Raw genomic sequence first — 23,633 nt, forward strand, 5'->3', positions numbered from 1 at the left:
TGCAGACCTTTCGTCATGGCCTCCTACCTTTCTTTCGGGCCTTACTGGCCGAATGTATCAGCGCCCCTCCATATGGGACGCTGCTTGCTGACAGCTCTAGTTATATCCAATTTCCACCCGCAATTCCACCTCGCCCCCGAACGGTCAGCAAAGTACGATGAACGGTATATCGCATATGATTTCCCATGATGCACTTCAGTTTCGTAAAGCAGATTTTCCTAGGTAAACGTTATTTTTCTAAGAAATCAAGATTGAACACTCAAAGTTATCCATGATTCAAAATTGCATAGCGAAAACGGTTTTCTGCATATATATGACGCTTGTCCTCGATTCGACCTACATTCGATTATATTCAGCTTGCTATCATTCTTATTCATACATTCTCACCAGTTGAGTGAGGATATAGATCGTTTACTCAAAGCACCGGACGTAAGTGCTTCGGCTCGTCAGCGTTAGAAGTAGGTAAAGATACCGTTCGCGCGATACGCCCGTGCCATAGGTCGACTAAATTGAGACAATAGAGAACAGTGTTAGGCTACCGTCCCCTGTAGGGACTGAACGGACAGATGCATATGCCGAGCAAAATCGAAAAGAAGCAAGCCGCCGCAAAGCTGCGCAAACCGCCGCGCGACTTCTCGTATACGCAGAACCGAGAGCTCAGCTGGCTACGCTTTGATAACCGCGTGCTTGACGAGGCATTCGACGAGACCGTTCCTTTGTTCGAGCGTCTAAAGTTCGTGTCGATCTTCGAGTCCAACCTCGATGAGTTTCTCATGGTGCGCGTGGGCGGCCTGTCCGACCTGGCAGAGCTCAAAAAACAGCCTGTCGATAACAAGAGCAATATGACCGCCTCCGAACAGGTCGATGCCGTCATGGCCGAAATGCCCGGGCTCCTTACCCGTTGGGAGTCCATCTTCAAGAGCATCGAGGGCAAACTCGACGCCCTGGGCGTTCACCGCGCTCGCGTCGATTCGCTTACGCCCGAGGAGCGCACCTTTGTCACCCGCTACTTCCAGGCCTACGTGTCGCCGGTCATCTCGCCGTTGGTCATTGACCCGCGCCACCCCTTCCCCAACCTGCGCAACGGCGCACTCTATCTAGCTTGCGGACTGGACGGTGTCACGGACGAGGAAAGTCTGCTGGGCCTCATCGAGATTCCCGCCTCGATGAACCGCGTGGTCGAGATTCCCTCGCCCGCCGGCACCTACTCCTACATCTTGCTCGAGGACGTCATTCTTGCCTGCTTGGACAGCTGCTTTGGCTCCTATAAGCCGCTCGACCGCGCTCTGATCCGCGTCACCCGCAATGCCGATATCGACCCGGACGGCGAGGGCGTCGAGGAGGAAGAGGATTACCGCCAGCACATGAAGCGCATCCTCAAAAAGCGCTTGCGCCTGCAGCCGGTGGTGCTTGCCGTCTCCGGTTCGCTCGAGAAGGCGACGTTCAAGACCATCCGCAAAGCGCTTGAGCTTTCGCGCCGCTCGGTTTTTACCTGCGATATCCCGCTCGACCTGGACTACGTCTTTGGCATCGAGGGCAAAATTCCCGAGCACCTGCGCAACGAGCTCCTCTTTACGCCGTTTAAGCCGCAGCCCAACCCCACCATCGACATGTCCCGCTCCATTCGCGAGCAGGTGCTGCAGGGCGACAAGTTGCTCTTTTACCCCTACGAGGCCATGAATCCGTTCCTGGACCTGGTACACGAGGCCGCCTACGACCCCGAGTGCATCTCGCTGCGCATCACGCTCTACCGCGTGGCCAAGCAGAGTCGTCTGTGCGAGTCGTTGATTGACGCCGCCGAGAACGGCAAAGAGGTCACGGTGCTCATGGAGCTCCGCGCGCGCTTTGACGAGCAAAATAACATCGAGTGGGCAGAGCGTCTGGAAGAAGCGGGCTGCACCGTTATCTATGGCTCCGAGGGCTTTAAATGCCACTCAAAGATCTGCCAGCTCACCTATCGCGAGGGCATGGCGCTCACCCGACTCACGCTTTTGGGCACCGGTAACTTTAACGAGAAGACGGCCAAGCTCTACAGCGACTTTATGCTCATGACCGCCCATCCCGGGATCGGCGAAGACGCCAACCTGTTCTTCCGCAACCTGTCGCTGGGCAACCTGCGCGGCGACTACCGCTTTTTGGGCGTGGCGCCCGTCGGCCTTAAGCCACTCATCATGCGCGGTCTGGACCGCGAGATCCAACGCGCTCTCGCCGGCGAGCCCGCGCGCGTATTCTTTAAGCTCAACTCGTTGACTGACCGCGAGGTCATCGACAAGATCGCCGAGGCATCGTGTGCCGGTGTGCGCGTGGACATGATCATCCGCGGCATCTCGTGCCTGAAGCCCAACATTGCGGGCAAGACCGAAAACGTGCACGTACGTTCTATCGTCGGACGCTTCTTGGAGCACGCGCGCGTCTATGCCTTCGGCGTGGACTCGGACATGATCTACCTGAGCTCGGCCGACATGATGACGCGCAACACCGAGCATCGCGTAGAGATCGCCTTCCCCGTGCTCGACCCCACCTGCCGCGCGCTGGTGCACGAGTACATGGGCGTGCAGCTGCGCGACAACGTGAAGGCACGCAGCCTGACGAGCGACGGCACCTGGGTTCCCGTAGAGCGAAAAGAGGGTGAGAAGCCCTTTAACTCGCAGGAGTTCCTGTTGGAGCGCACTTATCGCAACGCCGAGTCCGCAGCCGTGGCTTCGGAGCCCGTCGCCAAAGCAAAACCGGAATCCGCACCTGTTCTGGGCCCCAAGCCCAAGCCCCAGGCGGACGTTCCCAAGGTCCAGAAGGTCCAGGCAACCGTCATTGAACCCGACCTGGAATCCGAACCCGAGCCTGCGCCCCAGCCCCAGCCCCAGCCTCGGCCGCAGACCGTCAAGTCCGCGCCCCATGCAAGCGCCCGCCGCGAGAAACCCGCCGGCAAGACCAAGGCCATCGAGCGCCATCGCCCCGGCCGCGTGCGTATGGGTCTGGGCCTGATCGGCTTAGGCCTTAAGACGCTCATTACCGGCAAGACGAAATAGACGTTTGTAGAAGCGCCCCGAATTTGAGGAATGCCTCAGGTACGGGGCGCTTTTCCCTGCTACCATGGTTGCGGACAACAACGCGAATGACAGGCAGGAATATGAAGCTCACCGTAGAATCGATGACGTATGGCGCCGATGGTCTGGCGCACGCCGACAACGGCAAGGCCGTATTTGTACAGGGCGCCGTGGCGGGCGATACCGTCGAGGTCGAAATCGTGCAGGACGGCAAGTCGTTTATGCGCGCCCGCGCCACCGAGATTCTTGAGCCGAGCCCCGATCGAATTCAGCCTCCCTGCCCCTTCGTGGGCGTCTGCGGTGGCTGCTCGTGGGGCAATCTCTCGCGCACCGCTCAGCTTGCCGCCAAGGAGCAAAACCTGCGCTCCACGCTCGAGCGCATCGGCAAGTTCACCCCCGAGCAAGTCGACGAGCTGGTGCAGCCCATCCGCCACACCAAGGACGATTGGGGCTACCGCAATAAAATTGAGCTCGAACCGACCGTCGTTAACGGCCGCGTTCGTCTTGGCATGCACGGCGTCGATCCCAGCAAGATCGTGACCGTCGATTCGTGCCCGCTGTTCGATAAGCGTTTTCCCAAGGCGCTCAAATCGGTCGTCGGCGCGCTTAACTATCTGAGCGGCAGCCACGACCTGGGCTTGGAGCGCGTGGGCATTCGCGCCTCGCGTCGCACCAAAGCGCTCGAGGTCGCGCTCTGGACGCCCACGGGCTCGTTCCCGCGCTCGCAAGTCTCGCGCGTGCTGGCAGACGCCGCACACCCCACGAGCATAGTGCGCGTTATGAGCAAGGGTGAGAAGAAGGCCCGCCGCGTCTCCAAGGTTGAGATGCTCGCCGGTGAGGGCTCCTGGACCGAGAACATCGCCGACGGCCAGATGCGCCTTTCGGCCCCGTCGTTTTTCCAGGTCAACACCAAGGGTGCCGAGATTTTGATCGAGCTTGTCATGGAGGCGCTCGACCCGCAGGAAGACGAACTTGCCGTGGACCTGTATTGCGGAGCTGGAACCTTCACCCTGCCGCTCGCCCGCCGCTGCGACTTTGTTGCCGCCGTCGAGGCCTACGGCCCGGCCGTGCGCGACCTGCGCCGTAACCTGGAGATCAACAAACTCGATAACGTCGATGTCATCGGCGGCGACGCGGTGCGCGAGTTCCCCGATCAGGACGCCGATGTCCTGGTGGTCGACCCGCCGCGTGCAGGCCTCGCCCCCGAGGCGATCGACCTTATCGCCAGCACGAGTGCTCGCGATGTCGCCTACGTGAGCTGCGACCCGGCCACCCTGGCGCGCGATCTCAAACGCTTTGTCGAAGAAGGCACCTTCTCCCCCGTAAAGATCACGCCAGTCGACCTGTTCCCGCAAACCTTCCACTGCGAAACCGTCGTCCACCTCAAGCGCAACTAACCCAACTGCTCGAACCCACCGCCCAAATGATTTTTCTGGGACGGGGATTTAATGATCATTGTGTACCGAATGATCATTAAATCCCCGTCCCAGAAAAATCATTTGGGAATGGGGCATGGCAAGCATGAGTCTTCGGGGTATAAGACGGCTAATTGTATGCCGCCCTATGAAAGGAACCCTCATGCCCAGCGTTGCCGTTCTCGCCGCCGATGGCTTTGAAACTATTGAATGCCTGACCATGGTCGATGTCATGCGTCGCGGCGGCGTGCGTGCCACGCTCGTCTCGATCATGCCCACGCGTGAGGTCGTAAGCTCGCTGCAGATCCCCGTGACCTGCGATGCGCTCTTTGATGAGATCAATTTTGACGAGTACGACTGCGTCGTGCTGCCCGGCGGCCTGCCCGGTGCCACCAACCTGCGCGCCGATCAGCGCGTCTGCGACGTGGTCTGCGAGTTCGCCGCGACCAAGCACGTCGCCGCCATCTGCGCCGCCCCGTTTATCCTGGGTGAGCTCGACCTGCTCGAGGGGCGCCACGCCACTTGCTTCCCTGGCTTTGAGAAAAGCTTCCCCGAAGGCGCCTATACCGGCGAGAAGGTTACGCAAGACGGCAACATCATCACCGCCAGCGGCATGGCCCAGTCGCTCCCCTTTGCGCTTGAGCTGCTGCGCACGCTCGCCGGCGACAAGGCCGTCGAGAAGGTTGCCGAGGGCATTCAGCTATGATTTTAGCTTCGCAATCACCGCGCCGCATCGAGTTGATGCGCGAAGCGGGCTATGACATTCGCGTGATTCCAGCAGATATCGACGAGACGCCTTTTGATGGCGAAGCTCCGCTTACGCTCGTCGAGCGCCTGGCACGCGCCAAAGCCGCTGCCGTCGCCGCTGAACACGCCGAGCCCAACGAGCTGACCGTCGCTGCCGATACTATCGTCACGTTTGACGGTAGAATTTTGGGCAAGCCCGCAAATGAGGACGAGGCGCGCGCCATGCTCCGCGAGCTTTCGTGCCGCACGCACCAGGTGGCGACCGGCGTCTGCATCGTCAAGGCCGGCGACGCCACGGCTCCGCACGCCGCCGAGAGCCTGTCGTTTGTCGATGTGACCGACGTGACGTTCTATGAGCTCACCGACGAGCAGATTGAGCTCTACGTCGCCTCGGGCGAGCCCATGGACAAAGCCGGCGCCTACGGCATCCAGGGCGTCGGCGGGCGCATGCTCGTGCATGATATTTCGGGCGACTTCTACAACGTGGTGGGCCTGCCCATCGCTCGCGTCGCGCGCGCGATTCAAAAACTCTCGTAATTGCACCTGGCGCTGGGTATCCCCCAGCGCCTACAATTTTGGCGTACCGTACGGATCCCGACCGGGCACATGGCGCGGCGGAAAACCGATAGGAGTTAAACATGGATACACTGCTCGAGGCCATTGACGTCTGCGATGTCGATGGCTTTTGCTTTGGCAACTACACGGACGAGGAGGCCGGCACCGGTTGCACCGTAATCGTGGCACCCGAGGGCGCCACCGGCGGCGCTGACGTTCGCGGCGGTGCTCCAGCATCGCGCGAAACCGACCTGCTGCGACCCGAGAACACCGTCGACAAGGTCCACGCCGTCTGCCTTTCGGGCGGATCGGCCTTTGGTCTGGAGGCCGCAAGCGGCGTCGCCCGCGAGCTCGAGAGCCGCGGCATCGGCCTTCCCGTCGGCCCCACGCAGGTGCCTATCGTGTGCTCCAGCTGCATCTTCGACCTCGCCTTTGGCGATCCCACCGTTCGCCCCGACATAGAGGCCGGCATCGCCGCCGTGCGCGAGGCACTCGACAACACCCCCACCACACTCGAGCAGGGCAATGTGGGCGCCGGCACCGGCGCTACCGTAGGTAAGCTCATGGGCCCCGCCACCTGCATGAAGGCCGGCCTTGGCACTGCCGCCGTGGCGCTCGGTCCCGTTAAGGTAGGCGCCGTGGTTTCGGTCAACGCCTGCGGCAACGTCGTCGACCCGACCACGGGCGAGTGGGTGGCAGGCATGCGCGCAGCAGCCGATAGCGACCAGATCATCGATATGGAGCTCGCCGCTTTTGCCGCCGCCGGCTCTATGCAGATGCCGCTCGACCGCATCAACACCACCATCAGCTGCATCGTCACCAACGTTGAGCTCACCAAGGCTCAGGCCACCAAGGTCTCCCAGATGGCCGCAGACGCCTATGCGCACGCCATCCGCCCCACGCACACCACCAACGACGGCGACACCATCTACACCCTCGCCAGCGGCAAACTAGACGCTCAGACAAGCGCCGCCGTACCCCTAGACCTGCTGGGCATGCTCGCCGTAAGGGCCCTACAGACCGCCATCGTAAACGGAGCCAAAACCGCCAAAACCTCCCACGGCATCCCCGGCGCCGCAAAGTAACCTCACCTGACCGGTTGCCCGGTAGGGCTTGGTTATGTTTGCTGCTCTACAGTCCTGGCTCGCACGAAGAGCGCATTAAGTGCTCTTCGGCTCGTGCGGAACTCGCGACAAACATAACCAAGCCCCACCGGGCAACCTACTCAACCAGATCCCTTTCAGCCCAGGCCCCTGTGTACCGCGCGTCGAAGATCTTCAAATTCAAATAACCTGACAATCGATTCTTATAGCAGAGGCCCCTTGGCCTTTAGTTTGATACAAGTTCCGCACGAGCCGGAAAGCACTTAATGTGCTTTCCGTGCGAGCAGGACTGTTCGCAGTAGCAAACTAAAGGCCAAGGGGCCCAGTCAACCTAACAGCAGCGATTACTCGGCAGTTAGTTGAATTTGAAGATCTTTGAGGCAAGACGGTATAGGCCGAGTGTGGTTTTGTCTCCGGCACGACCGCGGAGGTTAGTGAAGAAGCCGACCACGCCGTAGCGCGCACGACGATACATGCGCTCGTCGTAGGACTTCAAATCGCCCCACAGCGTCTTCAGACGCTCATCGGCACAATCCTCATCGGAAAGCTTGGTAAGCACCGAGCAAATCGCCATCATCATGGTGAAATAGCCCATCATGTACGAGCGCAGACGCGACGACTCAACATCGCTGTACAGGTGGAATGATTCCATCATGATGCGCGTAACGCGGAACTGCTGGTCCAGGCGTTTAACCATCGTCGCCTCGTTGACGCTCTGGCCCTCGCGACCGATAAAGTAGCGGTAGAGGTCGATGTCGGCGTAATAGATAGTCTTGCAACGCGGCAGCGGCACGTAGGCGTAGATGTTGTCCACATAGAACGTGTGCGGCGGCATGGGAAGGTTGGATGCGCGCAGCACATCCGTGCGGTAGCACAGGCTGTGCATGAGCAGGTTCTGGTCCAGACGGAAATGACCGATCTGATCCCAAGTAAAAATCTTTTTGCGCGGCAGGGCAAACTTGTAACCGATAGCGGTATGCGTGCCCTCGTAAACCTTCTCGTACACGTAGTTCGAGACAAACAGGTCGACGCGCTGGTCACGCTCCTCAAAGCCGCGCAGGATCGAAAGCATGGTCGAAAGGGCAGCGCCGTCGAGCCAGTCGTCCGAGTCGACAACCTTGTAATAGGTGCCCTGCGCCTCGCGCAAGCCCGAAAGGACGGCGATACCGTGGCCGCCGTTCTCCTGATGCACCGCGCGGATAATGCCGGGGTAACGCGTCTCCCACTCGTCGGCCTTAGCGGCCGTCTCGTCCTTGGAACCGTCATCGACGATGATAATCTCGATGTCGGTGGCATAATTGCTCCCCTCCAGAATGGAGGTGATGCAATGGTCCATGTCCTTGGCGGCGTTATACGAGGGAATACCGAATGTAATGACTTTATGCATGGCAGGCGATAATCTCATCCGAAAGATCGAGGGCGGAGTTGGTCACAGCATCCATATCGTAGTAGCGATACTCGGCCAGACGACCAACTGGGTGGAAGTTCGTCAGGTTCTGGACGCGCTCAAGATAGCGCTCGTAGAGCTCACGGTTCTCGGGCTCCAGGATGGCGTAATACGGCGTCTCGCCCGAGCCGGGCGTATAGGCCTTGGAGTACTCCTTCATGATGGTGGTCTTGCCGGGCAGGACCTGACCGGTCATGTTCTTGAACTCGGTAATGCGCGTATAGTCCTCGCTCGTGGTGTAATTGACGGTGCCCACGGGCTGGAACTGGTCCATATCGAGCGTCTCGAACTTCATATCGAGCGTACGGTACGGCAGAGCGCCCAGGTCGAGGTTGAACAGCTCATCGAGCGGACCGGTGTAGACGATCTCGCCACCATAGACCTTACCGTCGATCTTGACGGTGGTCTCGTCGATTTCAAAGAGGTCACGGGCGTCTACGTCACAGAACACGTCGATCAGATCGTGATCGAGCATATGCTCGAACAGCGCGGTATAGCCGTCCTGCGGCATGCCCTGGAAAGGAGCCTGCGGGAAGTAGCGGTCATCGTCGCCCACAAAGACGGGAACGCGGCCGGTGATCGAGGGATCGATCTGGTCGGGTGTCTGGCCCCACTGCTTCATGGTGTAATGCAAAAAGACGTTCTCGTAGACGTAATCAGCGACCTCGGCCAAGTCGGGGTCGTTCTTCTTACGCAGCTCCATAATGGGCACCTTGACATCCTTGCCAAAGGTCTCCACGAGCTTCTGATACAGCTCCTCGCCGCGCTCGTCACCAAAGGCGAGTTTGAGACTCGCATGGTTGAAGGGCACGGGCATAAGGGTGCCGTTGATGTTGGCGAGCACCTTGTGCTGATAATCCGTCCACTTGGTAAAGCGCGACAGGAAATTGTGCACGCGCTCGTTAAAGGTGTGATAGATATGCGGACCGTACTCGTGGATCAGGATTCCGGCCTCGTCAGTGCAGTCATAGGCATTGCCCGCAATGTGGCTACGGCGCTCCAAAACGGCAACACGATAGCCGATGGTCTCGGCAAGACGGCGGGCGCAAACGGCACCGGCATATCCAGCACCGACGACAATCATGTCGTACGCGCCGGCGTTAAAGCCTTCAGGCAGGCCTGAGGTAATCTGCATCGATACTCCTTGTCAAAAGCCACGGGCTCGTTAGCTGGGCTTTTCTCGAACATTCTTCGAGACATATTTATCAGAGCGATTATAGCGCTAATGCGTCCTATAATGAGCTTGCCACACAAGGAAAGCTCAAGCACCGCGGCGTACAAATTTGAAAGGTAAACCCGCTAGCAGCGGGTTTATTCGTGAACAGCCGGGCGCCTGGAGCTTAGTAGAACGCTTGTAAGGAGTAACATGAGCGATTTCCTTAACCGTATGAAGTCTGCCGCCAAGGCCGACCTTAAGACGATCGTCCTGCCCGAGGGCGAGGATCCGCGCACCATCGTCGCGGCCACCAAGATCATCGAGGAGGGCCTGGCAAAGATCGTCATCCTGGGCAACCCCGACGAGATCAACGTTCCCGGCGCCACCGTCATCGATCCGCGCAATGCCGAGAAGCACGAGGAGTACGCGCAGAAGTTTGCCGAGCTCCGTGCCAAGAAGGGTGTCACCATCGAGCAGGCTCGCGCCCAGGTGATGGACGCCACCTACTTTGGCACCATGATGGTCAAGATGGGCGACGCCGACGGCCTGGTCTCCGGCGCCTGCCACTCCACCGCCGACACCCTGCGCCCCGCGCTGCAGATCCTCAAGACCGCCCCGGGCACCAAGCTGGTCTCGGCCTTCTTCGTGATGTGTACCGACACCCCGCAGTTCGGCACCGACGGTACGCTGATCTTCGCCGACTGCGGCCTCAACATCAACCCGTCCTCCGACGAGCTCTCCGAGATCGCCATCGCCTCCGCTCACTCCTGGTCCACTTTTATGAGCAGCGTCGAGCCGCACGTGGCCATGCTCTCCTACTCCACCATGGGCTCCGCCGGCGGCGAGGTCGCCAAGAAGGTCCAAGAGGCCGTGAAGTTCTGCAAGGAGAAGGCCCCCGAGCTCGCCATCGATGGCGACCTTCAGCTTGACGCCGCCATCGTTCCCACCGTCGCCCAGCTCAAGGCTCCCGGCTCCTCCGTTGCTGGCAAGGCCAACGTGCTTGTGTTCCCCGACCTCGAGGCCGGCAACATCGGCTACAAGCTGGTCCAGCGCTTCGCCGGCGCCGACGCTTACGGCCCTATCCTGCAGGGCATTGCCAAGCCGGTTAACGACCTTTCGCGCGGCTGCTCTGCCGACGACATCGTGGGTGTCGTGGCCATCACCGCCGTCCAGGCTCAGATGGCTGAGTAGCGGACGTATCCCCTCGGGACCCCACAGGGTAAAGCTCTGAAAACGTCCTCGGACATGTCGGAAGCCCCCGCTGCGCACTACGTGCGGCGGGGGCTTCCTCCGTCCTGCGGGATGTTTTCAGAGCTTTACCCTGTGGGGTCCCTGCCGCTACGTGATATTCAGGGAATCTGGAATGGACGGCGGCTTGGCTACGAGCTGGAGCCGAGGATCTGAATGGTCGGGTGCCGCTGTTGGGAGCGCAGGCGTTGCTGGTGATGATCACTTTGGGACTGGAATTTCCGCCTGCTAGCAAAAAGGCCTCCGAAGCTGTTGCTCTGGAGGCCTTTTTTCAATTACAAACGAATGCGCTAGTTGTTCTTGGTCAGGCGCTCGACGTCGCGGGCGATCATGTATTCCTCGTCGGTGGGGATGACCATGACCGTGACGGAAGAGCCGGCGGCGCTGATGACCTGCGGGCCGTTGCCCACGGCCTCGCGGTTCTTGTTGTTGTCGATACGCACGCCCAGCCACTCAAAGCAGTCGCAGAAGGCCTTGCGGATCGACCAGTCATTCTCACCGATGCCGGCGGTAAAGGTAATGGTGTCCACGCCCGCCATGGAGGCGATCATGGAACCGGCCTGCTGCATGGCCTTATAGGCGAACATATCGAAGGCGAGCAGGCAGCGCTCGTCACCCTCGGAGGCGCGCGTACGGATGTCGCGGGCGTCGTTGGAGATGCCCGAGATGGCAAGCAGACCGGACTGCTTGTTCATCATGTCATCGACTTCCTGGTAGGTGTAGCCGCCCTCGCGCTGGAGGTAGCACACGGTGGCCGGGTCGATAGAACCGCAACGGGTACCCATCATCAGACCGTCAAGCGGCGTGAGGCCCATCGTGGTATCGCGGCACACGCCGTCCTCGATGGCGGCAAGCGAGGCGCCGTTGCCCAGATGGCACGAAAGCAGACGGTGGCAGCGCGCACCCAGGATCTCCTTGGCCATCATCCACTCGTAACGGTGGCTCGTACCGTGCGCGCCATATTTGCGCACGTGGTACTTGTCGCACACGTCCTTGGGCAGGGCGTAGGTGTAGGCGACCTCGGGCATGGTCATGTGGAACGAGGTGTCGAAGACGGCCACATTGGGCAGCTCCGGATACTTCTCACGGCAATATTCGATTGCCGCGGCCTCGCCGTAATTGTGCAGCGGGGCGAGCGGGGCCACCTCAAGGATCTTAGCCATGACCTCATCGTCGACGACCGCGGAATCATCGAAATGCCAGCCACCCTGAACGATACGGTGGCCGATGCCATCGATCGTAAAGTCGGTCTTATCGAGCTCATCGAGTACGCGCGCAATGGCCGAGCGATGATCGGGGAAGGGAACCTCTTCGGTCTGCTTGGCGCCACCGTTCTCGGCGTGACCAAAGATGCCCATGTCCGAGCCGATACGCTCGCAGTTGCCCTTGGCAAAAACCTCGCGGGTATCGGTATCCAAGAGCTGATATTTAAGGCTTGAGCTGCCGGCGTTGACAACAAGTACGTTCATGAGACTCCTTTGCAGTGCAATACGGTCGGCATGCCCCTTAAGGCGGCCGTATGTTAATGAGAAGTTATCACAGCTTGATAAATAGCTATCATGCATATCGCCCAACGAGCGCAAAAGAGGGGCCAAACGGCATGTTGCTGTCCAGCCCCTCCCCTCTTGCAATTACTTGGCGTTGACGATGCGCTCGACGTCGGAAGCGATCATGAACTCCTCGTCCGTGGGGATGACAAAAATCTTGACCTTGGAATCCTTGGCGGACAGGCACCAAGCGCCGTCGCCGCGCAGGGCATTGCGGGCATGATCCATCTTGACGCCCATAAAAGCCAGACGATCGGCCACGCCGGCGCGAACGGCCGGAGCGTGCTCACCGATGCCAGCAGTAAAGACCAGGGTGTCCATGCCACACATGGAGGTGGCCATCTCGGCGGCCTTGGCGGCAATCTTGTAGACGAACATATCGAAGGCGAGCTGAGCCTCGGGGTCGCCAGCGGCGGCGAGCTCCTCGACGTTACGGCAGTCGTTGGTCTTGCCGCCAGTCACGGCCATGAGGCCGGACTTCTTGTTCATCATCTCGTCGACCTCGTCAAAAGTGTAGCCACCCTCGCGCTGCAGGTAGCACACGGTAGCCGGGTCGATAGAACCGCAGCGGGTACCCATCATGACGCCGTCGAGCGGCGTCAAGCCCATGGTGGTGTCCATGCACTTGCCGTCCTCGATGGCGCACAGAGAAGCGCCGGAGCCAATGTGGCACACGACGACCTTGCGGGCCTCGCCGTTGGTCATCTCGGCGACCTTCTTGGAGATGTAACGGTAGCTGGTGCCGTGAGCGCCATACTTGCGGATGTGCAGCTTGTCGCAGACGTCCTTGGGCAGGGCGTAGGTGCGGGCGACCTCGGGCATGTTGAAGTGGAAAGCGGTGTCGTAAACCGTGACGTTGGGCAGGTCGGGATACTGCTCCAGGCAGTACTCGATAACGTTGGCCTCGGGGTTGTTGTGCAGCGGGGCGAGCGGGGCAACCTCGCGGATCTTGGCGAGAACGTCCTCGTCGACGAGGGAGGAATCGCCAAAGTACCAACCGCCCTGAACGATGCGGTGGCCGATGCCCTCAATCTTGACGCCGTTGGCCTCGAGGTCCTTCAGGACGACCTCGATGGCGACCTTGTGGTCGGGGAACTCGATGTTCTCGGTCACCTTCTTGGAACCGTTGGCAGCGTGGGTGAAGGTGCCGCCGGTAAAGCAGACGCGCTCGCAGGAGCCCTTCGCGGACACCTTATGGGACTTGGTATCGATGACCTGATACTTAAGGGTCGAAGATCCCGCGTTGACGACCAGAACGTTCATGTGTCTCCCTACTAACAGGCGGTGTGGCGCCGCCAGGTTACATACGCATCAATAATAAACCCAAACGCCCTCGCGCTCGGGTTTATTGCGTTGATATATAAGTTATCGGTGCCTAAATACTCATGGCCTTTGACTTGTAAGACAAAATAGCGCGGGGATATACACCAGGGAAGAAATCCCGAGCGCAACAAGCAATACGACTCGAATGCCCGCAACGCTACTCAGCACAGAGTTGAGCAGATAGAAAAGAACAGCACCCACCGCCACCATCTGGCTTTGAACCGAAATCAGTGAACAGCGCATCGATGAATCGGCAGCATTTTGGAAAACTGAGTATTTGATTGGGGCAAACAACGAGTACGCAACCGTCTGCAGCACATAGAACACGGGCAGCAAATTAGCCGGAGCAAGGGGGATCAAAAACAAAGCTGTCAATACTAAGCGAATGATGCCGCAAATACGCGCAAAACGGCCCTTGTCGACATGAGCAATCACACTGGGCACAATAAGCCCCATGGAGGCCGAGGCAAGGAGCTGGACCGCAATGGTCACACCCGAAGCGACGGCATTCATTCCGCGACCCGCAAGCAGCAGTGAGAAAAAGTCTTCCAGGGCGACAAAAGCAAATGCCTGAGAACAGTCCATGATGAACGCTGAACGAAGAATGCCATTACACGCAATAGCGGCACCGATCATCTTCGGGCTAATTCCACGCTCAGGTGCCCCCGCAGTGCCCCCTCTTCGCATCTCAGGAATGCAGACAACGACAACCAACGTCAACACCATTGCGATGATATCTGCCGAAAGACCAATGAGATATGCACCGACAGACGAAATGAAACCGCCCACGCAAGCGGAGATGGCATAAGAGGCATAGAAAACAAATCGCTCAACGATATTAAGTCTTACGAGCTGGTCCTGAGAGACGCTGTCAATGTAAATCGCTTCTATGGATCCGCTCAGACATGCAACGGCAAAACCTTTGAGAGCGAACGCACCGATTAAAAGCAGAGGGGAACGGACGAGAAGCAGGGCGGCGTAGTATCCAAGCATCCCCACGCCGCCAACGAGACCGCTTGTCTTTCGTCCAAACCTATCAGCAATATAGCCAGTGGGAACTTCGAGGATGAACTTACTCACTTGATATGCAATCATCATGCTAGAAATCGCCACCATCGAGAATCCGACGAATTCAAGGTAAACCGTCAGAAAATACAAAATGGTGCTGAAGTTCGACAGAAAAACGAACGTCATATAAAGCAAAACCGTACGGTTTTTCATGCTCCGCCCTCCAAGAGTCAGCAACCTAAATCGGAATCTTGGAAAAGCATGAGGGCAAAGCTGTCAGCTATGCGTTGCAGGGCGTCAACATTCACTTGACGACACGAGGCCAAATGGCCTCACGAAGCGAGATGACGCAATAGGTGAAGAAATACCGTCTGGTGTCGATCGGTCCAGGCATTTTGTCGATAGCAAAAGTAGATGGGCAAGGCTACGTCATGTGAGGCTTCAATGGAGCACTCGCTCACTTCCGATCCATCCGATGCGAGAGAAGAGCCAGAAAAACCCAATATCAATCCCCCGGCTTGAAGAAACTCAGCCTGCGCCCTGTTTTCGTATTCGACATCTCGGAAGCGAAAATTGACGAGCTGGGCTTCAGGGCATTGGTTAATCGCATTGAGACAGGGTGACAAATTAATGGGAACAGCGAGCCTGCCGCCCAGTAACTCACGAATGGTCATAGCGTCAACAGATTGATGACCCGCTGGGTATGAAAGAACCTTGAGCTCCTTTTCACCCAAGTATTTAGAAGAAAGGACGCTGTCCCGTGGTTCCTCAAACGAGATAGCCGCGTCCGAAATGCCAAGCACAAGTGATTCAAAGCATGTTGCCGTTGGCTGATGCCACACATCAAGATGAATCTGAGGGTGCGAGCGTTCAAACGAGTCGTACCAGTTTTCGGCAAAAAGGCGCCCCCGTCCATGAAGGCAGGGGGCGTAAAGACGGAAGTGGCCGTCGGGCGAGACGCCGTCGCCCCTCGATTGTGCGTACTTTTTGAGATCGTCGACTTGTGCCAGGATCACGCGTGCAAGACGCGCAAATTCTCTGCCCGCCGGAGACAAAACAGCCTCCCCCGCCGATCGGTCGAGCAAAACAATCTGATACTCAGATTCCAACTTTTTGATTGCCGACGAAACGGCTTGCGGACTCACATGAACGGCGCGAGCTGCTTTGCGCACGCCGCCATAGTTCGCTACCGCTTGAAGGTATTCGAGTTGAGAAAGCTGCATAGATTACTCCAAAGGCAGCCAAGTCGACGGGCTACGCGCCCTCAGATGAGGTTCTCGCCCAGGTTTTTGCCGCCGAGGACGTGCATGTGGAAGTGCATGACGGTCTGGCCGGCGTTGACACCCTTGTTGGAAATGACGCGGAAACCGTCCTCCAGACCCTTGGCCTTGGCGACCTCCTGGATGGCGTGAGCCATGGCGCCCATGGTCTCGGCGGGCACGTTGTCGGCGATATCGCTGTAGTGCTTCTTGGGGATCACGAGCGTATGGACCGGCGCCTGGGGGTTGAGGTCGTCAAAAGCGATGACCTGGTCGTCCTCATAGACAACGGTCGAGGGGATCTCGTGGTTGGCGATTTTGCAGAAAATGCAATCACACATGGTTGGTTCCTTTCTCACAGACCAAGGTAGTCTTTTTGGGACGGGGCTTTTTTGACTACTTTTTCGCAAACGCAAGCGCTCGGCGAGCCGTCGCGCAAGGGTAGTCAAAAAAGCCCCGTCCCAAACAGACTACCCCAAAGCAGGCTGTAAGTTGGCTAGAACGAAAGGTTGTCGTCGGTGTTGGCGGCTTCGCCGTCGGCGAGTACGTCGTTGCCGTCGACGTCCTTAAGGAGCACCGAGACCTTCTGCTCGGCATCGGACAGGCGGGTGCGCAGGCTCTTGAGGAGCTCGACGCCGCGGGTGTAGCTCTCGAGCGACTCCTCGAGCTCCATATCGCCCGACTCAAGGCTGCGGATGATGAGCTCCAGCTCTTGCGAAGCCTGCTTGTACGTAAGCTGCTCCACCGGGGTCTTCTCTGCCATATCTGTTTCCTTTCCTAAGGGTCTATCACTGTGAAACGCGGTCTACTCGACCGCGTTGACGGTTGCCGACACGTTACCGTCTGACATGCGCACGCGGATGGCGTCGCCGGGCTTAAAGGTCTTGGCGCTCGTAGCAACCCCATCATCGCTGTACGCGATGGAGTAACCGCGGGCAAGTACCTTAAGCGGCGACAGGGCATCGAGCGAAGCCGCCGCACGGCCCAGGTCGGACGCTGACTTGCTGAGCATCGTGCGCCCCTGATGCTCCAGGCGAGAACTCGCGAGCGTGAGCGCATGGCGCTTGCCATCAAGCCCTGAGGTGCTTGCGATCAAGCGCTCGGGCAGACGCTCGAAGTTGGAACGGAAGGCCCCAACCGAACGCGTTATGGCGCCAGACAAACGATCGGCCGTCAGGGCAAGCTCGGACTCGCGACGCTCAACCATAAACGTTGGATCGTTAAGACACGGGCGGCACGCGGCTGCATCGAGCGCGTCGCCCAGACGAGCCGTATAGGTGTCCCAGGCACGACGGCCGCGTTGGTCGAGCATTTCCAGATCGACCTGATCCGACCCGATCATCGAAGCCATCGCGGCGCCCAGACGCTGATGGCGCGCCTCGAGCACATCAGCCAACTCCGTCATAGCCGGCGCCACCGATTCGGCCGCCGCCGTGGGTGTGGAGGCGCGACGGTCACTCACCATGTCGCAGATCGAGGTATCGGGCTCATGCCCAATACCAGTCACCACGGGCACGGGGCAAGCCGCCACCGCGCGGGCGAGCTCCTCATCGTTAAAGGTCATGAGGTCCTCGAAGGAACCGCCGCCACGCACGAGCAAAATGCAATCGAGCGCCGGCGTAATGGCAGCGGCGCGGCGCAAGCCTTCAATAAGCTCTGCCGGCGCACCCTCGCCCTGGACCTTTGCGCCCACGCAGACAAGCTCGACAAGCGGGTTGCGACGGCGCAGCGTACGCTTGACGTCATCGATTACGGCGCCCGAAAGCGAGGTGACGACCGCTACGCGCGAGCAAAACACCGGGATGCGACGCTTGCGCGTCTCGTCCATCAGGCCCTCGCGGCGTAGCTTTTCGGCCAGCTGCGCCACTTGTTGACGCAGCAGACCCTCCCCCGCCAGCGAGAACGAGCGGGCGACGAAGCTCATGCGACCCGTAGGCTTGTAGAGATTGAAGCTGCCCTTAAAGCTTACCTGCATGCCGTCGCGCAAGTCGAAAGTGCGCTTAAGGTAGGCGCCCTTCCAGATGATACAGTCGACGGCCGCCGAGTCGTCCTTGATCTGAAAGTAGCAGTGGCCGCTTCGGGCGTTGGGACCACGGAAACCCGTGACCTCGCCTAAAACGCTCAGCTGCGGAATGGCATCGAGCGCGCCGGCGGCGATCTCCACCGCCTGGCTCACGCTGAGCTCCTTGCGCTCCTGATCGTCCGAACCGTCGAACTCGGCGGAAACGGCATTGCCGGTTAGATTCCAGCCTGCCACGCAGCCTCCTTCCGTTATCGTGCACAAGGGCTTCGGCCCTGCGCAAATTCAAGTCCAAAACATAGTACAGCGCCGCGGGGACACAAATCCCCACGGCGCCCAGCGACCCAATTTGTTATCGGTTGGAGTTTCTGTTGTAGCGAGCCATAAGGTAGAGCAGCTGAATAATCGAGGTGAGCGCCGCCGCCACGTAGGTGAGCGCGGCTGCCGTCAGCACCTTCTTGGCACCGTTGACCTGCTTGGAACTCATGCCCGACTGCTCGATATACGCCACGGCGCGGCGACTGGCATCGATCTCGACCGGCAGCGTAACCAGCTGGAACAGCACGCTAAACGAGAAGAAGACCAGCGCGAGGGTCGTGAGCCCCGCGATGTTCATGAACAGGCCCATGAGCAGCACGATCGTCCAGGTGTTCTGGGTAAAGTTGACGACGGGGACCAAAGCGGTGCGTACCTTCATCATGGCATAACCACTTTGACGCTGGGCGGCATGGCCCGCCTCGTGGCAGGCGACGGCAACGCTTGCGACCGACCCGCCCGAACGGTTGGCATCCGAGAGATACAGGTTGTTATCCTGCGGGTTGTAATGATCGGTAAGCTCGCCGGCAACGCCCTTTATGCCCACGGCGCTACAACCGTTGGCATCGAGCATGCGACGAGCGACCGTGGCGCCCGTATCGCCATCCGAGCGCACCTTAGACCACGTCTTGTACGTCGAGTTGATATAGCTCTGCGCGGCAAGGCCAAGCACTGTGCAGACAAGAACAACCAGCAGGTACAGCGGGTCGATGCCAAAGCCGTATCCATAGTAATAAGGCATGCGAATTCCTCCGAATCGAGTTACACGTTGGAGGCATTCTACCCACTCGACTGACCAGCAAATCAACATCGATGTTTTGGCAATGTCAGCGAAAACGGTCGAGAGCGAGCAAGGTGACGTGAAAGAGAAGCGTCGCGTACTTTGGTACGCGAGCGACGATTGAACGTCAGATTGCCGCTCTCGGCCGTTTGCAGCGTCGAGCTGTTACGCGGTTTGGTAAAACCGCGTAACTATATACCTATAGCAATTCAATTTTGCCATCTTTGACCGTCAACCCCATATTACCCGAGAGCAAATCGTCCAGACGCGAACCCACGAGCTCAAAACGCCAACCTTCGCGCAGGGGGCTCTGCTCGGGATGCTCGATGTAGTCGGCCAGGTCATCGCGCGAGGCAATGACCGAGGTCGCCACGCCCGAGCGCTCGGAGACCAAGCGAATAAGCGCATACATAAGGTCGGTCACGCTCTCCAACTCCGACGAAATCTGGCGATGCCCGCGCACCATGAGCGGCAGGCGATCGTGCGGGCAGCTCGCGCCGCGCTTGATGGCCATGAGCGCGCCTTCCACATCGCGCTCCCCCAGCTGGTCGGTGCCGCGGATGCTGCGGAACTCCTCGACGCGCACGGGATTGCGCTTGACGAGCGCCAGCAGCGTGTCGTCGGACATGACCCACTTGCGCGGGATGTTGTGGCGCTCGGCGCGATCCTCGCGCCAGGCGGCGAGCTCGCGCGCGATACCCAGCTGGTGACGGCTGCACGAATTGATGCGTTTGACCTTGCGGAACGCCTCGTGGCGATCAGCGCGATAGTGCGACTCGTCGGCCAGCGGGCGCAACTCGTCGAGCACCCAGTCCACACGGCCCAGCTCGCGCAGGCGGCTCATCATCTCGGTATAGGCAACAATCAGGTACTTGACGTCATCGATCGCGTACTCAATCTGCTTATCGGTCAGCGGGCGGCGCGACCAGTCGGTCAGCGACTCGGTCTTAGGCAACGAAACGCCGCAGAACGTCTGCACGAGCGCACCGTAGGAAATCTGCTGGCGCTCGCCCAAAAAGGCGGCGGCGACCTGCGTGTCAAAAATCGGACGCGGCAGCACGCCTACGGTATGAAGCATGACCTCCATATCCTGCGAGCAGGCGTGGAAGACCTTGGTCACGCTCTCGTCGGCCATAAGCTCGGCCAGCGGCGATAGGTCGTCGATCACCAGCGGATCGACCGCGACACTCTCGGCGGGGGTGGCAATCTGGACCAGGCACAGGCGCGGATGAAACGTGCGCTCGCGCAAAAACTCGGTGTCGACGGCGATCGCGTCGAACTCGCGGGCGCGCTGGCAAAAGTCGAGCAGAGCCTGATGTGTGGAAATGTACATATCAACCCATCGAATAAGGTTAGGCCCGAAAAACACGGGTAGGATATCGGCATTGCCCTACAACTATACTCGGTTAGTCACAGAACGGGAACGTAAGTATGCGCTGCCTTATCATCCACAACCCGGCATCGGGCCCCAGCTCAGATGAAATCTACGCATTCACGCACGCCCTTGCACAGGGCGGCGACGAGGTCGTGATGCGCTTTATCGGCGATGGCATGGAGCCCGAGGACGCCGTGGCAGACGTTCGCGAGTTCGACCGCGTGGTCGTCTCGGGCGGCGACGGCACCGTCTCCAACGTGCTCGACCAGATGCGCGGCTGCGGCGTTCCCACGCTCGTTTTCCCCTCCGGCACGGCCTGCCTATTCTTTAACAACATCGGCAATGCCCCCGAGGCAGCGGCGCTCGCCAAGGCATGCCGCGCCGGCCGCACGGTCAAAGTCGACATGGGCGAGCTCTTTTGGCTCGACGAGAACGGCAACGAAAAGCGCCATGGCTTTATCATCATCGCCGGCTCGGGCTTTGACGCTGAGATTATGATGAAGGCCGCCCCCACTAAAAACGACATCGGCGAGATCGCCTACTTCCTGTCGGCGCTCGCCACACCCAACCCCACGGTGGCGCACTTTACCATTGAGCATGACGGCATTGTCGAGGAGCTCGACGGCATCTGTTGCATGGCAGGCAACACGTCTGTCATCCAAAACGACATCAACCTGTTCCCCAACTGCCGCATGAACGACGGCATGGTCGACATCGCGGTCATCGAGCCCGTACGCACGGTACAGCTGCTTCCCACGGTAATCACCGCCGCGCTCGACCCCGCCGGCAAGGTGCTTGGCCGTCCGCAGTTCAAGATCATCCAGACCAAAGAAGCCAAGATCACCTGCACGCCGTCGCTGGGCATGCAGTTCGATGGCGAGATCATCTCCAGCAACTCGGGCGTCTTTGGTGCCCGCGCGCTTCCGCAATGCCTCGACCTCATCGTCGACGAATTCTCCCCGCTCGGAAAATAGGAGGACCCCATGAACGACAATCCCCTGCTCGGCTTTATCGTCATTGTTCTGGCCATGCTCGTCGGCTATGCGATTAACGTGATCCACCGTCGGAAGAAGTAAAACCACATTAGTATGATATTCATCCAGCTATCGACTCTCCCGCTGTTTATGCAAATTCTAAACAGCGGGAGAGTTTTCTTTTGAGTATTGTCTGGCGCTTTATTCCACTGCAGTAAATGCAGGGTGCCTTTATTTAACTAAAGCTACAAAATGAGTATTCTTATCCGCTCATCGCATATTTTATGACGCTCATCGAGTATTTCACCGAATCTAGTGAATACTTTTTAGACTTCCGATAGGCTAATAGATGTATTTATTAGCTGAAATCCTGCACGGTTCCGCGGGGTTTCAACGGTTGGGAGGGATCATGAGGTTTACTCATCCCGTCAACACGCTCAAGAAGCTTGGCTGCGGCCTTGCATTCGGAGCTGCGGCCATTATGGCCATGCCGACCTCGGCACTCGCTTGCACCCAGATCTACATGGGCAGCAAACTCACGGCGGACGGCAACACGTACTACGGCCGCGCAGAGGACTTTAGCACACGCTATATCAAGCACTTTGGCATTGAGCCTGCGCACAAGGACGGTAGCAAGTACACCTCGCTCGAATCCGGCTTTGAGTACAAGTCCACGGGCCCCACGTATCGCTACACCTTCGTTCGCGACAACCCCTCTCAGTGGGAAGATCGCTATGACGCTTATTCCGAGGCTGGCATCAACGAGAAGGGCGTCTCCTGCTCTGCCACGCTGAGCACCTCCTACAACGAGAAGGCCGAGGAGGCCGACCCCCTCACCGAGGAGACCGGCATCGGTGAATACAACTACGCCAGCGTCATCCTGGGCGAGAGCGCCACGGCCCGCGAGGGCGTCGAGCTCCTCGGAAGTCTGGTCGACGAGCAGGGCATCTGCACCAACGACCAGATCATCATCGCCGACAACAACGAGACCTGGCTGTTCGCCGGACTTTCTGGCCATCAGTGGATTGCCATGAAGCTCACCGACGACATCGCCTCGGTCAACCCCAACATCGGCAACCTTAACTACAAGGTTAACCTCGACGACACCGAGAACTGCCTCCATTCCAAGGACATTCAGACCATGCCCGAAGAAAAGGGCTTTGCCAAGTACTTCGATGACGGCCAGTTCGACGTTGCCCAGACCTACGGTGAGGAAATTAGCGAGCAGGCCATGCATTCTTGGTCGCGCTATATCCAGGGCCGCGATTACTTCATGGCTCCGCTTGCCGAGGGCACCGACTACGAGATCGTTAAGGACGAGCGCGAAGATGCTCGCGCCACGACCGGCGCCCTGGTCCACGAGATGCAGCCGCTGTTCTTCCAGCCCGGCAAGTCCGACTGGAACACCTTTGAGATGATCCGCAGCTTTGCTACTCGTGGCGAGAATGTCGCCGGCCTCAACGCCAACACCGACGGCGCCTATGCCATTGGTTCCAACCGCAACACCGAGATCCACACCTTCCAGATCCGTCAGGGCATGGACCCCGAGATCGCGACCATTCAGTGGGAGATGCTCTCCAACGCCGAATTCTCCGTCGCCATCCCCTTCTACTCCGCACTGCTCACCGAGGTCAGCCCCTACTTCAGCGATCAGGATGTCTCCTTTGATCACTGCGAAGAGGAAGACGTCGTGAACAACGAGGAGCCCAAGAACTCCATCAACTACGTCCTCATGGACATCAACACACTCGCCTATGAGAACCGCGACCACTGCGCCACCGGCGTCCGCGCCTATCTCGACGCCCTGCAGAAGGAACTCATCGAGCAGAACCTGACCGTCGACGATGCCATGCAGGCCACCGAGGACACCGAGGCCCGCACCGCCCTGGCCAACAAGGCCGGCAAGGCTGCCACCAAGAACACCTACCTCAAGTGCAAGGCTATGCTCGAGGAGATGCGTGACTACCTCAAGGAGGAGGATTTCTCCGAGGAGTTCGTCCCGAGTGACTACGATGCCGACAACGACTGCCTGGTCGAGTCCATCACCTACGCCGACGAGGCCCTCTCCGATGAGGATGTAGCCGAGCCCGAGGTCAAAGAGGAAGAGGCCACCGAGGAGAAGTCCGAGGGCAACAACATGGTTGCCATGGCCGTTGGCGCCGTCGTCATCATCGGCGTCTGCGCCTACGTGATCTATCGTCGCAAGAAGGCCTAAGGCCCTCATGTCCTAGCTGAGCGGGCAAGGCAGCGATGGCAGCCTCGTTCGCTCAGCCCGCTCTTTTGACCGGCGGGAAACCCGCCTGAAATCTTTTTAAA

At 59.1% G+C, this 23,633-nt stretch carries 19 protein-coding genes; 8 read left to right on the forward strand and 11 right to left on the reverse strand.

The window, feature by feature from the left end:
- Positions 1-572 precede the first annotated feature (572 nt).
- The 5 genes from ppk1 (at position 573) to DXC90_RS06340 (ending at position 6,846) form a co-directional block, all read left to right on the forward strand.
- Positions 573-3,026 carry a polyphosphate kinase 1 gene (ppk1, locus tag DXC90_RS06320; protein WP_233502219.1) on the forward strand — a complete coding sequence of 818 codons (2,454 nt, stop codon included), beginning with the start codon at positions 573-575 and terminating at the stop codon, positions 3,024-3,026.
- A gap of 86 nt (positions 3,027-3,112) precedes the next feature.
- A complete protein-coding gene (rlmD, locus tag DXC90_RS06325) occupies positions 3,113-4,441 on the forward strand; it encodes a 23S rRNA (uracil(1939)-C(5))-methyltransferase RlmD (RefSeq protein ID WP_117735242.1) in 1,329 nt (442 codons plus the stop codon).
- A gap of 181 nt (positions 4,442-4,622) precedes the next feature.
- A complete protein-coding gene (locus DXC90_RS06330) occupies positions 4,623-5,165 on the forward strand; it encodes a DJ-1 family glyoxalase III (RefSeq protein WP_055287259.1) in 543 nt (180 codons plus the stop codon).
- Complete coding sequence (locus DXC90_RS06335; protein ID WP_117735243.1) at positions 5,162-5,743, forward strand: nucleoside triphosphate pyrophosphatase; 582 nt, start codon at positions 5,162-5,164, stop codon at positions 5,741-5,743. Before DXC90_RS06330 ends, DXC90_RS06335 begins: the two co-directional genes overlap by 4 nt.
- 101 nt (positions 5,744-5,844) lie before the next feature.
- A complete protein-coding gene (locus tag DXC90_RS06340) occupies positions 5,845-6,846 on the forward strand; it encodes a P1 family peptidase (protein ID WP_117735244.1) in 1,002 nt (333 codons plus the stop codon).
- A gap of 373 nt (positions 6,847-7,219) precedes the next feature.
- On the opposite strand, the gene DXC90_RS06345 is transcribed toward DXC90_RS06340, so the two are convergent.
- Both DXC90_RS06345 and glf read right to left on the reverse strand, forming a co-directional pair.
- Positions 7,220-8,251, reverse strand: coding sequence for a glycosyltransferase family 2 protein (locus tag DXC90_RS06345; protein ID WP_117735245.1), 1,032 nt, complete (start codon positions 8,249-8,251; stop codon positions 7,220-7,222).
- Positions 8,244-9,446, reverse strand: a complete 1,203-nt coding sequence (gene glf, locus DXC90_RS06350; RefSeq protein ID WP_022094097.1) for a UDP-galactopyranose mutase — start codon at positions 9,444-9,446, stop codon at positions 8,244-8,246. Before glf ends, DXC90_RS06345 begins: the two co-directional genes overlap by 8 nt.
- 231 nt (positions 9,447-9,677) lie before the next feature.
- On the opposite strand from glf, the gene pta reads away from it, so the two are divergent.
- Positions 9,678-10,658, forward strand: coding sequence for a phosphate acetyltransferase (gene pta / locus DXC90_RS06355; RefSeq protein ID WP_117735246.1), 981 nt, complete (start codon positions 9,678-9,680; stop codon positions 10,656-10,658).
- Positions 10,659-11,005: 347 nt separating this feature from the next.
- On the opposite strand, the gene DXC90_RS06360 is transcribed toward pta, so the two are convergent.
- The 9 genes from DXC90_RS06360 to rnd all read right to left on the reverse strand — a co-directional run bounded on the left by DXC90_RS06360 (position 11,006) and on the right by rnd (position 20,301).
- Positions 11,006-12,184 carry an acetate/propionate family kinase gene (locus tag DXC90_RS06360; RefSeq protein ID WP_117735247.1) on the reverse strand — a complete coding sequence of 393 codons (1,179 nt, stop codon included), beginning with the start codon at positions 12,182-12,184 and terminating at the stop codon, positions 11,006-11,008.
- Between the two features lie 162 nt (positions 12,185-12,346).
- On the reverse strand, positions 12,347-13,525 hold the full coding sequence (locus DXC90_RS06365) for an acetate/propionate family kinase (RefSeq protein WP_117735248.1): 1,179 nt from the start codon (positions 13,523-13,525) through the stop codon (positions 12,347-12,349).
- Between the two features lie 120 nt (positions 13,526-13,645).
- Positions 13,646-14,806 (reverse strand): MFS transporter, encoded by a 1,161-nt coding sequence (locus DXC90_RS06370; RefSeq protein ID WP_117735249.1) that lies wholly within the window; start codon positions 14,804-14,806, stop codon positions 13,646-13,648.
- A gap of 119 nt (positions 14,807-14,925) precedes the next feature.
- Complete coding sequence (locus DXC90_RS06375) at positions 14,926-15,816, reverse strand: LysR family transcriptional regulator (protein ID WP_117735250.1); 891 nt, start codon at positions 15,814-15,816, stop codon at positions 14,926-14,928.
- Between the two features lie 41 nt (positions 15,817-15,857).
- On the reverse strand, positions 15,858-16,193 hold the full coding sequence (locus tag DXC90_RS06380) for a histidine triad nucleotide-binding protein (protein WP_035137921.1): 336 nt from the start codon (positions 16,191-16,193) through the stop codon (positions 15,858-15,860).
- A 155-nt stretch (positions 16,194-16,348) separates the two neighbouring features.
- Positions 16,349-16,615, reverse strand: a complete 267-nt coding sequence (gene xseB / locus DXC90_RS06385; protein WP_006234311.1) for an exodeoxyribonuclease VII small subunit — start codon at positions 16,613-16,615, stop codon at positions 16,349-16,351.
- 42 nt (positions 16,616-16,657) lie between these two features.
- The gene (gene xseA / locus DXC90_RS06390; RefSeq protein WP_370446336.1) at positions 16,658-18,109 is read right to left on the reverse strand and encodes an exodeoxyribonuclease VII large subunit; all 1,452 of its coding nucleotides are present in this window, start codon (positions 18,107-18,109) and stop codon (positions 16,658-16,660) included.
- Between the two features lie 115 nt (positions 18,110-18,224).
- Positions 18,225-18,929 carry a zinc metallopeptidase gene (locus tag DXC90_RS06395; RefSeq protein ID WP_117735251.1) on the reverse strand — a complete coding sequence of 235 codons (705 nt, stop codon included), beginning with the start codon at positions 18,927-18,929 and terminating at the stop codon, positions 18,225-18,227.
- Between the two features lie 238 nt (positions 18,930-19,167).
- On the reverse strand, positions 19,168-20,301 hold the full coding sequence (rnd, locus tag DXC90_RS06400; protein ID WP_117735252.1) for a ribonuclease D: 1,134 nt from the start codon (positions 20,299-20,301) through the stop codon (positions 19,168-19,170).
- A gap of 98 nt (positions 20,302-20,399) precedes the next feature.
- On the opposite strand from rnd, the gene DXC90_RS06405 reads away from it, so the two are divergent.
- Complete coding sequence (locus DXC90_RS06405) at positions 20,400-21,317, forward strand: diacylglycerol kinase family protein (protein ID WP_117735253.1); 918 nt, start codon at positions 20,400-20,402, stop codon at positions 21,315-21,317.
- 409 nt (positions 21,318-21,726) lie between these two features.
- Positions 21,727-23,532 (forward strand): C69 family dipeptidase, encoded by a 1,806-nt coding sequence (locus tag DXC90_RS06410; protein ID WP_158550233.1) that lies wholly within the window; start codon positions 21,727-21,729, stop codon positions 23,530-23,532.
- The last annotated feature ends 101 nt before the right edge of the window (positions 23,533-23,633 follow it).

It is taken from the genome of Collinsella sp. TF09-1AT (genome assembly GCF_003436895.1).
GTDB lineage: Bacteria > Actinomycetota > Coriobacteriia > Coriobacteriales > Coriobacteriaceae > Collinsella.

Coding starts and splice junctions, on each gene's coding strand:
- ppk1 (WP_233502219.1), top strand. CDS start 573: ATGCCGAGCAAAATCGAAAAGAAGCAAGCCGCCGCAAAGCTGCGCAAA.
- rlmD (WP_117735242.1), top strand. CDS start 3,113: ATGACAGGCAGGAATATGAAGCTCACCGTAGAATCGATGACGTATGGC.
- DXC90_RS06330 (WP_055287259.1), top strand. CDS start 4,623: ATGCCCAGCGTTGCCGTTCTCGCCGCCGATGGCTTTGAAACTATTGAA.
- DXC90_RS06335 (WP_117735243.1), top strand. CDS start 5,162: ATGATTTTAGCTTCGCAATCACCGCGCCGCATCGAGTTGATGCGCGAA.
- DXC90_RS06340 (WP_117735244.1), top strand. CDS start 5,845: ATGGATACACTGCTCGAGGCCATTGACGTCTGCGATGTCGATGGCTTT.
- DXC90_RS06345 (WP_117735245.1), bottom strand. CDS start 8,251: ATGCATAAAGTCATTACATTCGGTATTCCCTCGTATAACGCCGCCAAG.
- glf (WP_022094097.1), bottom strand. CDS start 9,446: ATGCAGATTACCTCAGGCCTGCCTGAAGGCTTTAACGCCGGCGCGTAC.
- pta (WP_117735246.1), top strand. CDS start 9,678: ATGAGCGATTTCCTTAACCGTATGAAGTCTGCCGCCAAGGCCGACCTT.
- DXC90_RS06360 (WP_117735247.1), bottom strand. CDS start 12,184: ATGAACGTACTTGTTGTCAACGCCGGCAGCTCAAGCCTTAAATATCAG.
- DXC90_RS06365 (WP_117735248.1), bottom strand. CDS start 13,525: ATGAACGTTCTGGTCGTCAACGCGGGATCTTCGACCCTTAAGTATCAG.
- DXC90_RS06370 (WP_117735249.1), bottom strand. CDS start 14,806: ATGAAAAACCGTACGGTTTTGCTTTATATGACGTTCGTTTTTCTGTCG.
- DXC90_RS06375 (WP_117735250.1), bottom strand. CDS start 15,816: ATGCAGCTTTCTCAACTCGAATACCTTCAAGCGGTAGCGAACTATGGC.
- DXC90_RS06380 (WP_035137921.1), bottom strand. CDS start 16,193: ATGTGTGATTGCATTTTCTGCAAAATCGCCAACCACGAGATCCCCTCG.
- xseB (WP_006234311.1), bottom strand. CDS start 16,615: ATGGCAGAGAAGACCCCGGTGGAGCAGCTTACGTACAAGCAGGCTTCG.
- DXC90_RS06395 (WP_117735251.1), bottom strand. CDS start 18,929: ATGCCTTATTACTATGGATACGGCTTTGGCATCGACCCGCTGTACCTG.
- rnd (WP_117735252.1), bottom strand. CDS start 20,301: ATGTACATTTCCACACATCAGGCTCTGCTCGACTTTTGCCAGCGCGCC.
- DXC90_RS06405 (WP_117735253.1), top strand. CDS start 20,400: ATGCGCTGCCTTATCATCCACAACCCGGCATCGGGCCCCAGCTCAGAT.
- DXC90_RS06410 (WP_158550233.1), top strand. CDS start 21,727: ATGAGGTTTACTCATCCCGTCAACACGCTCAAGAAGCTTGGCTGCGGC.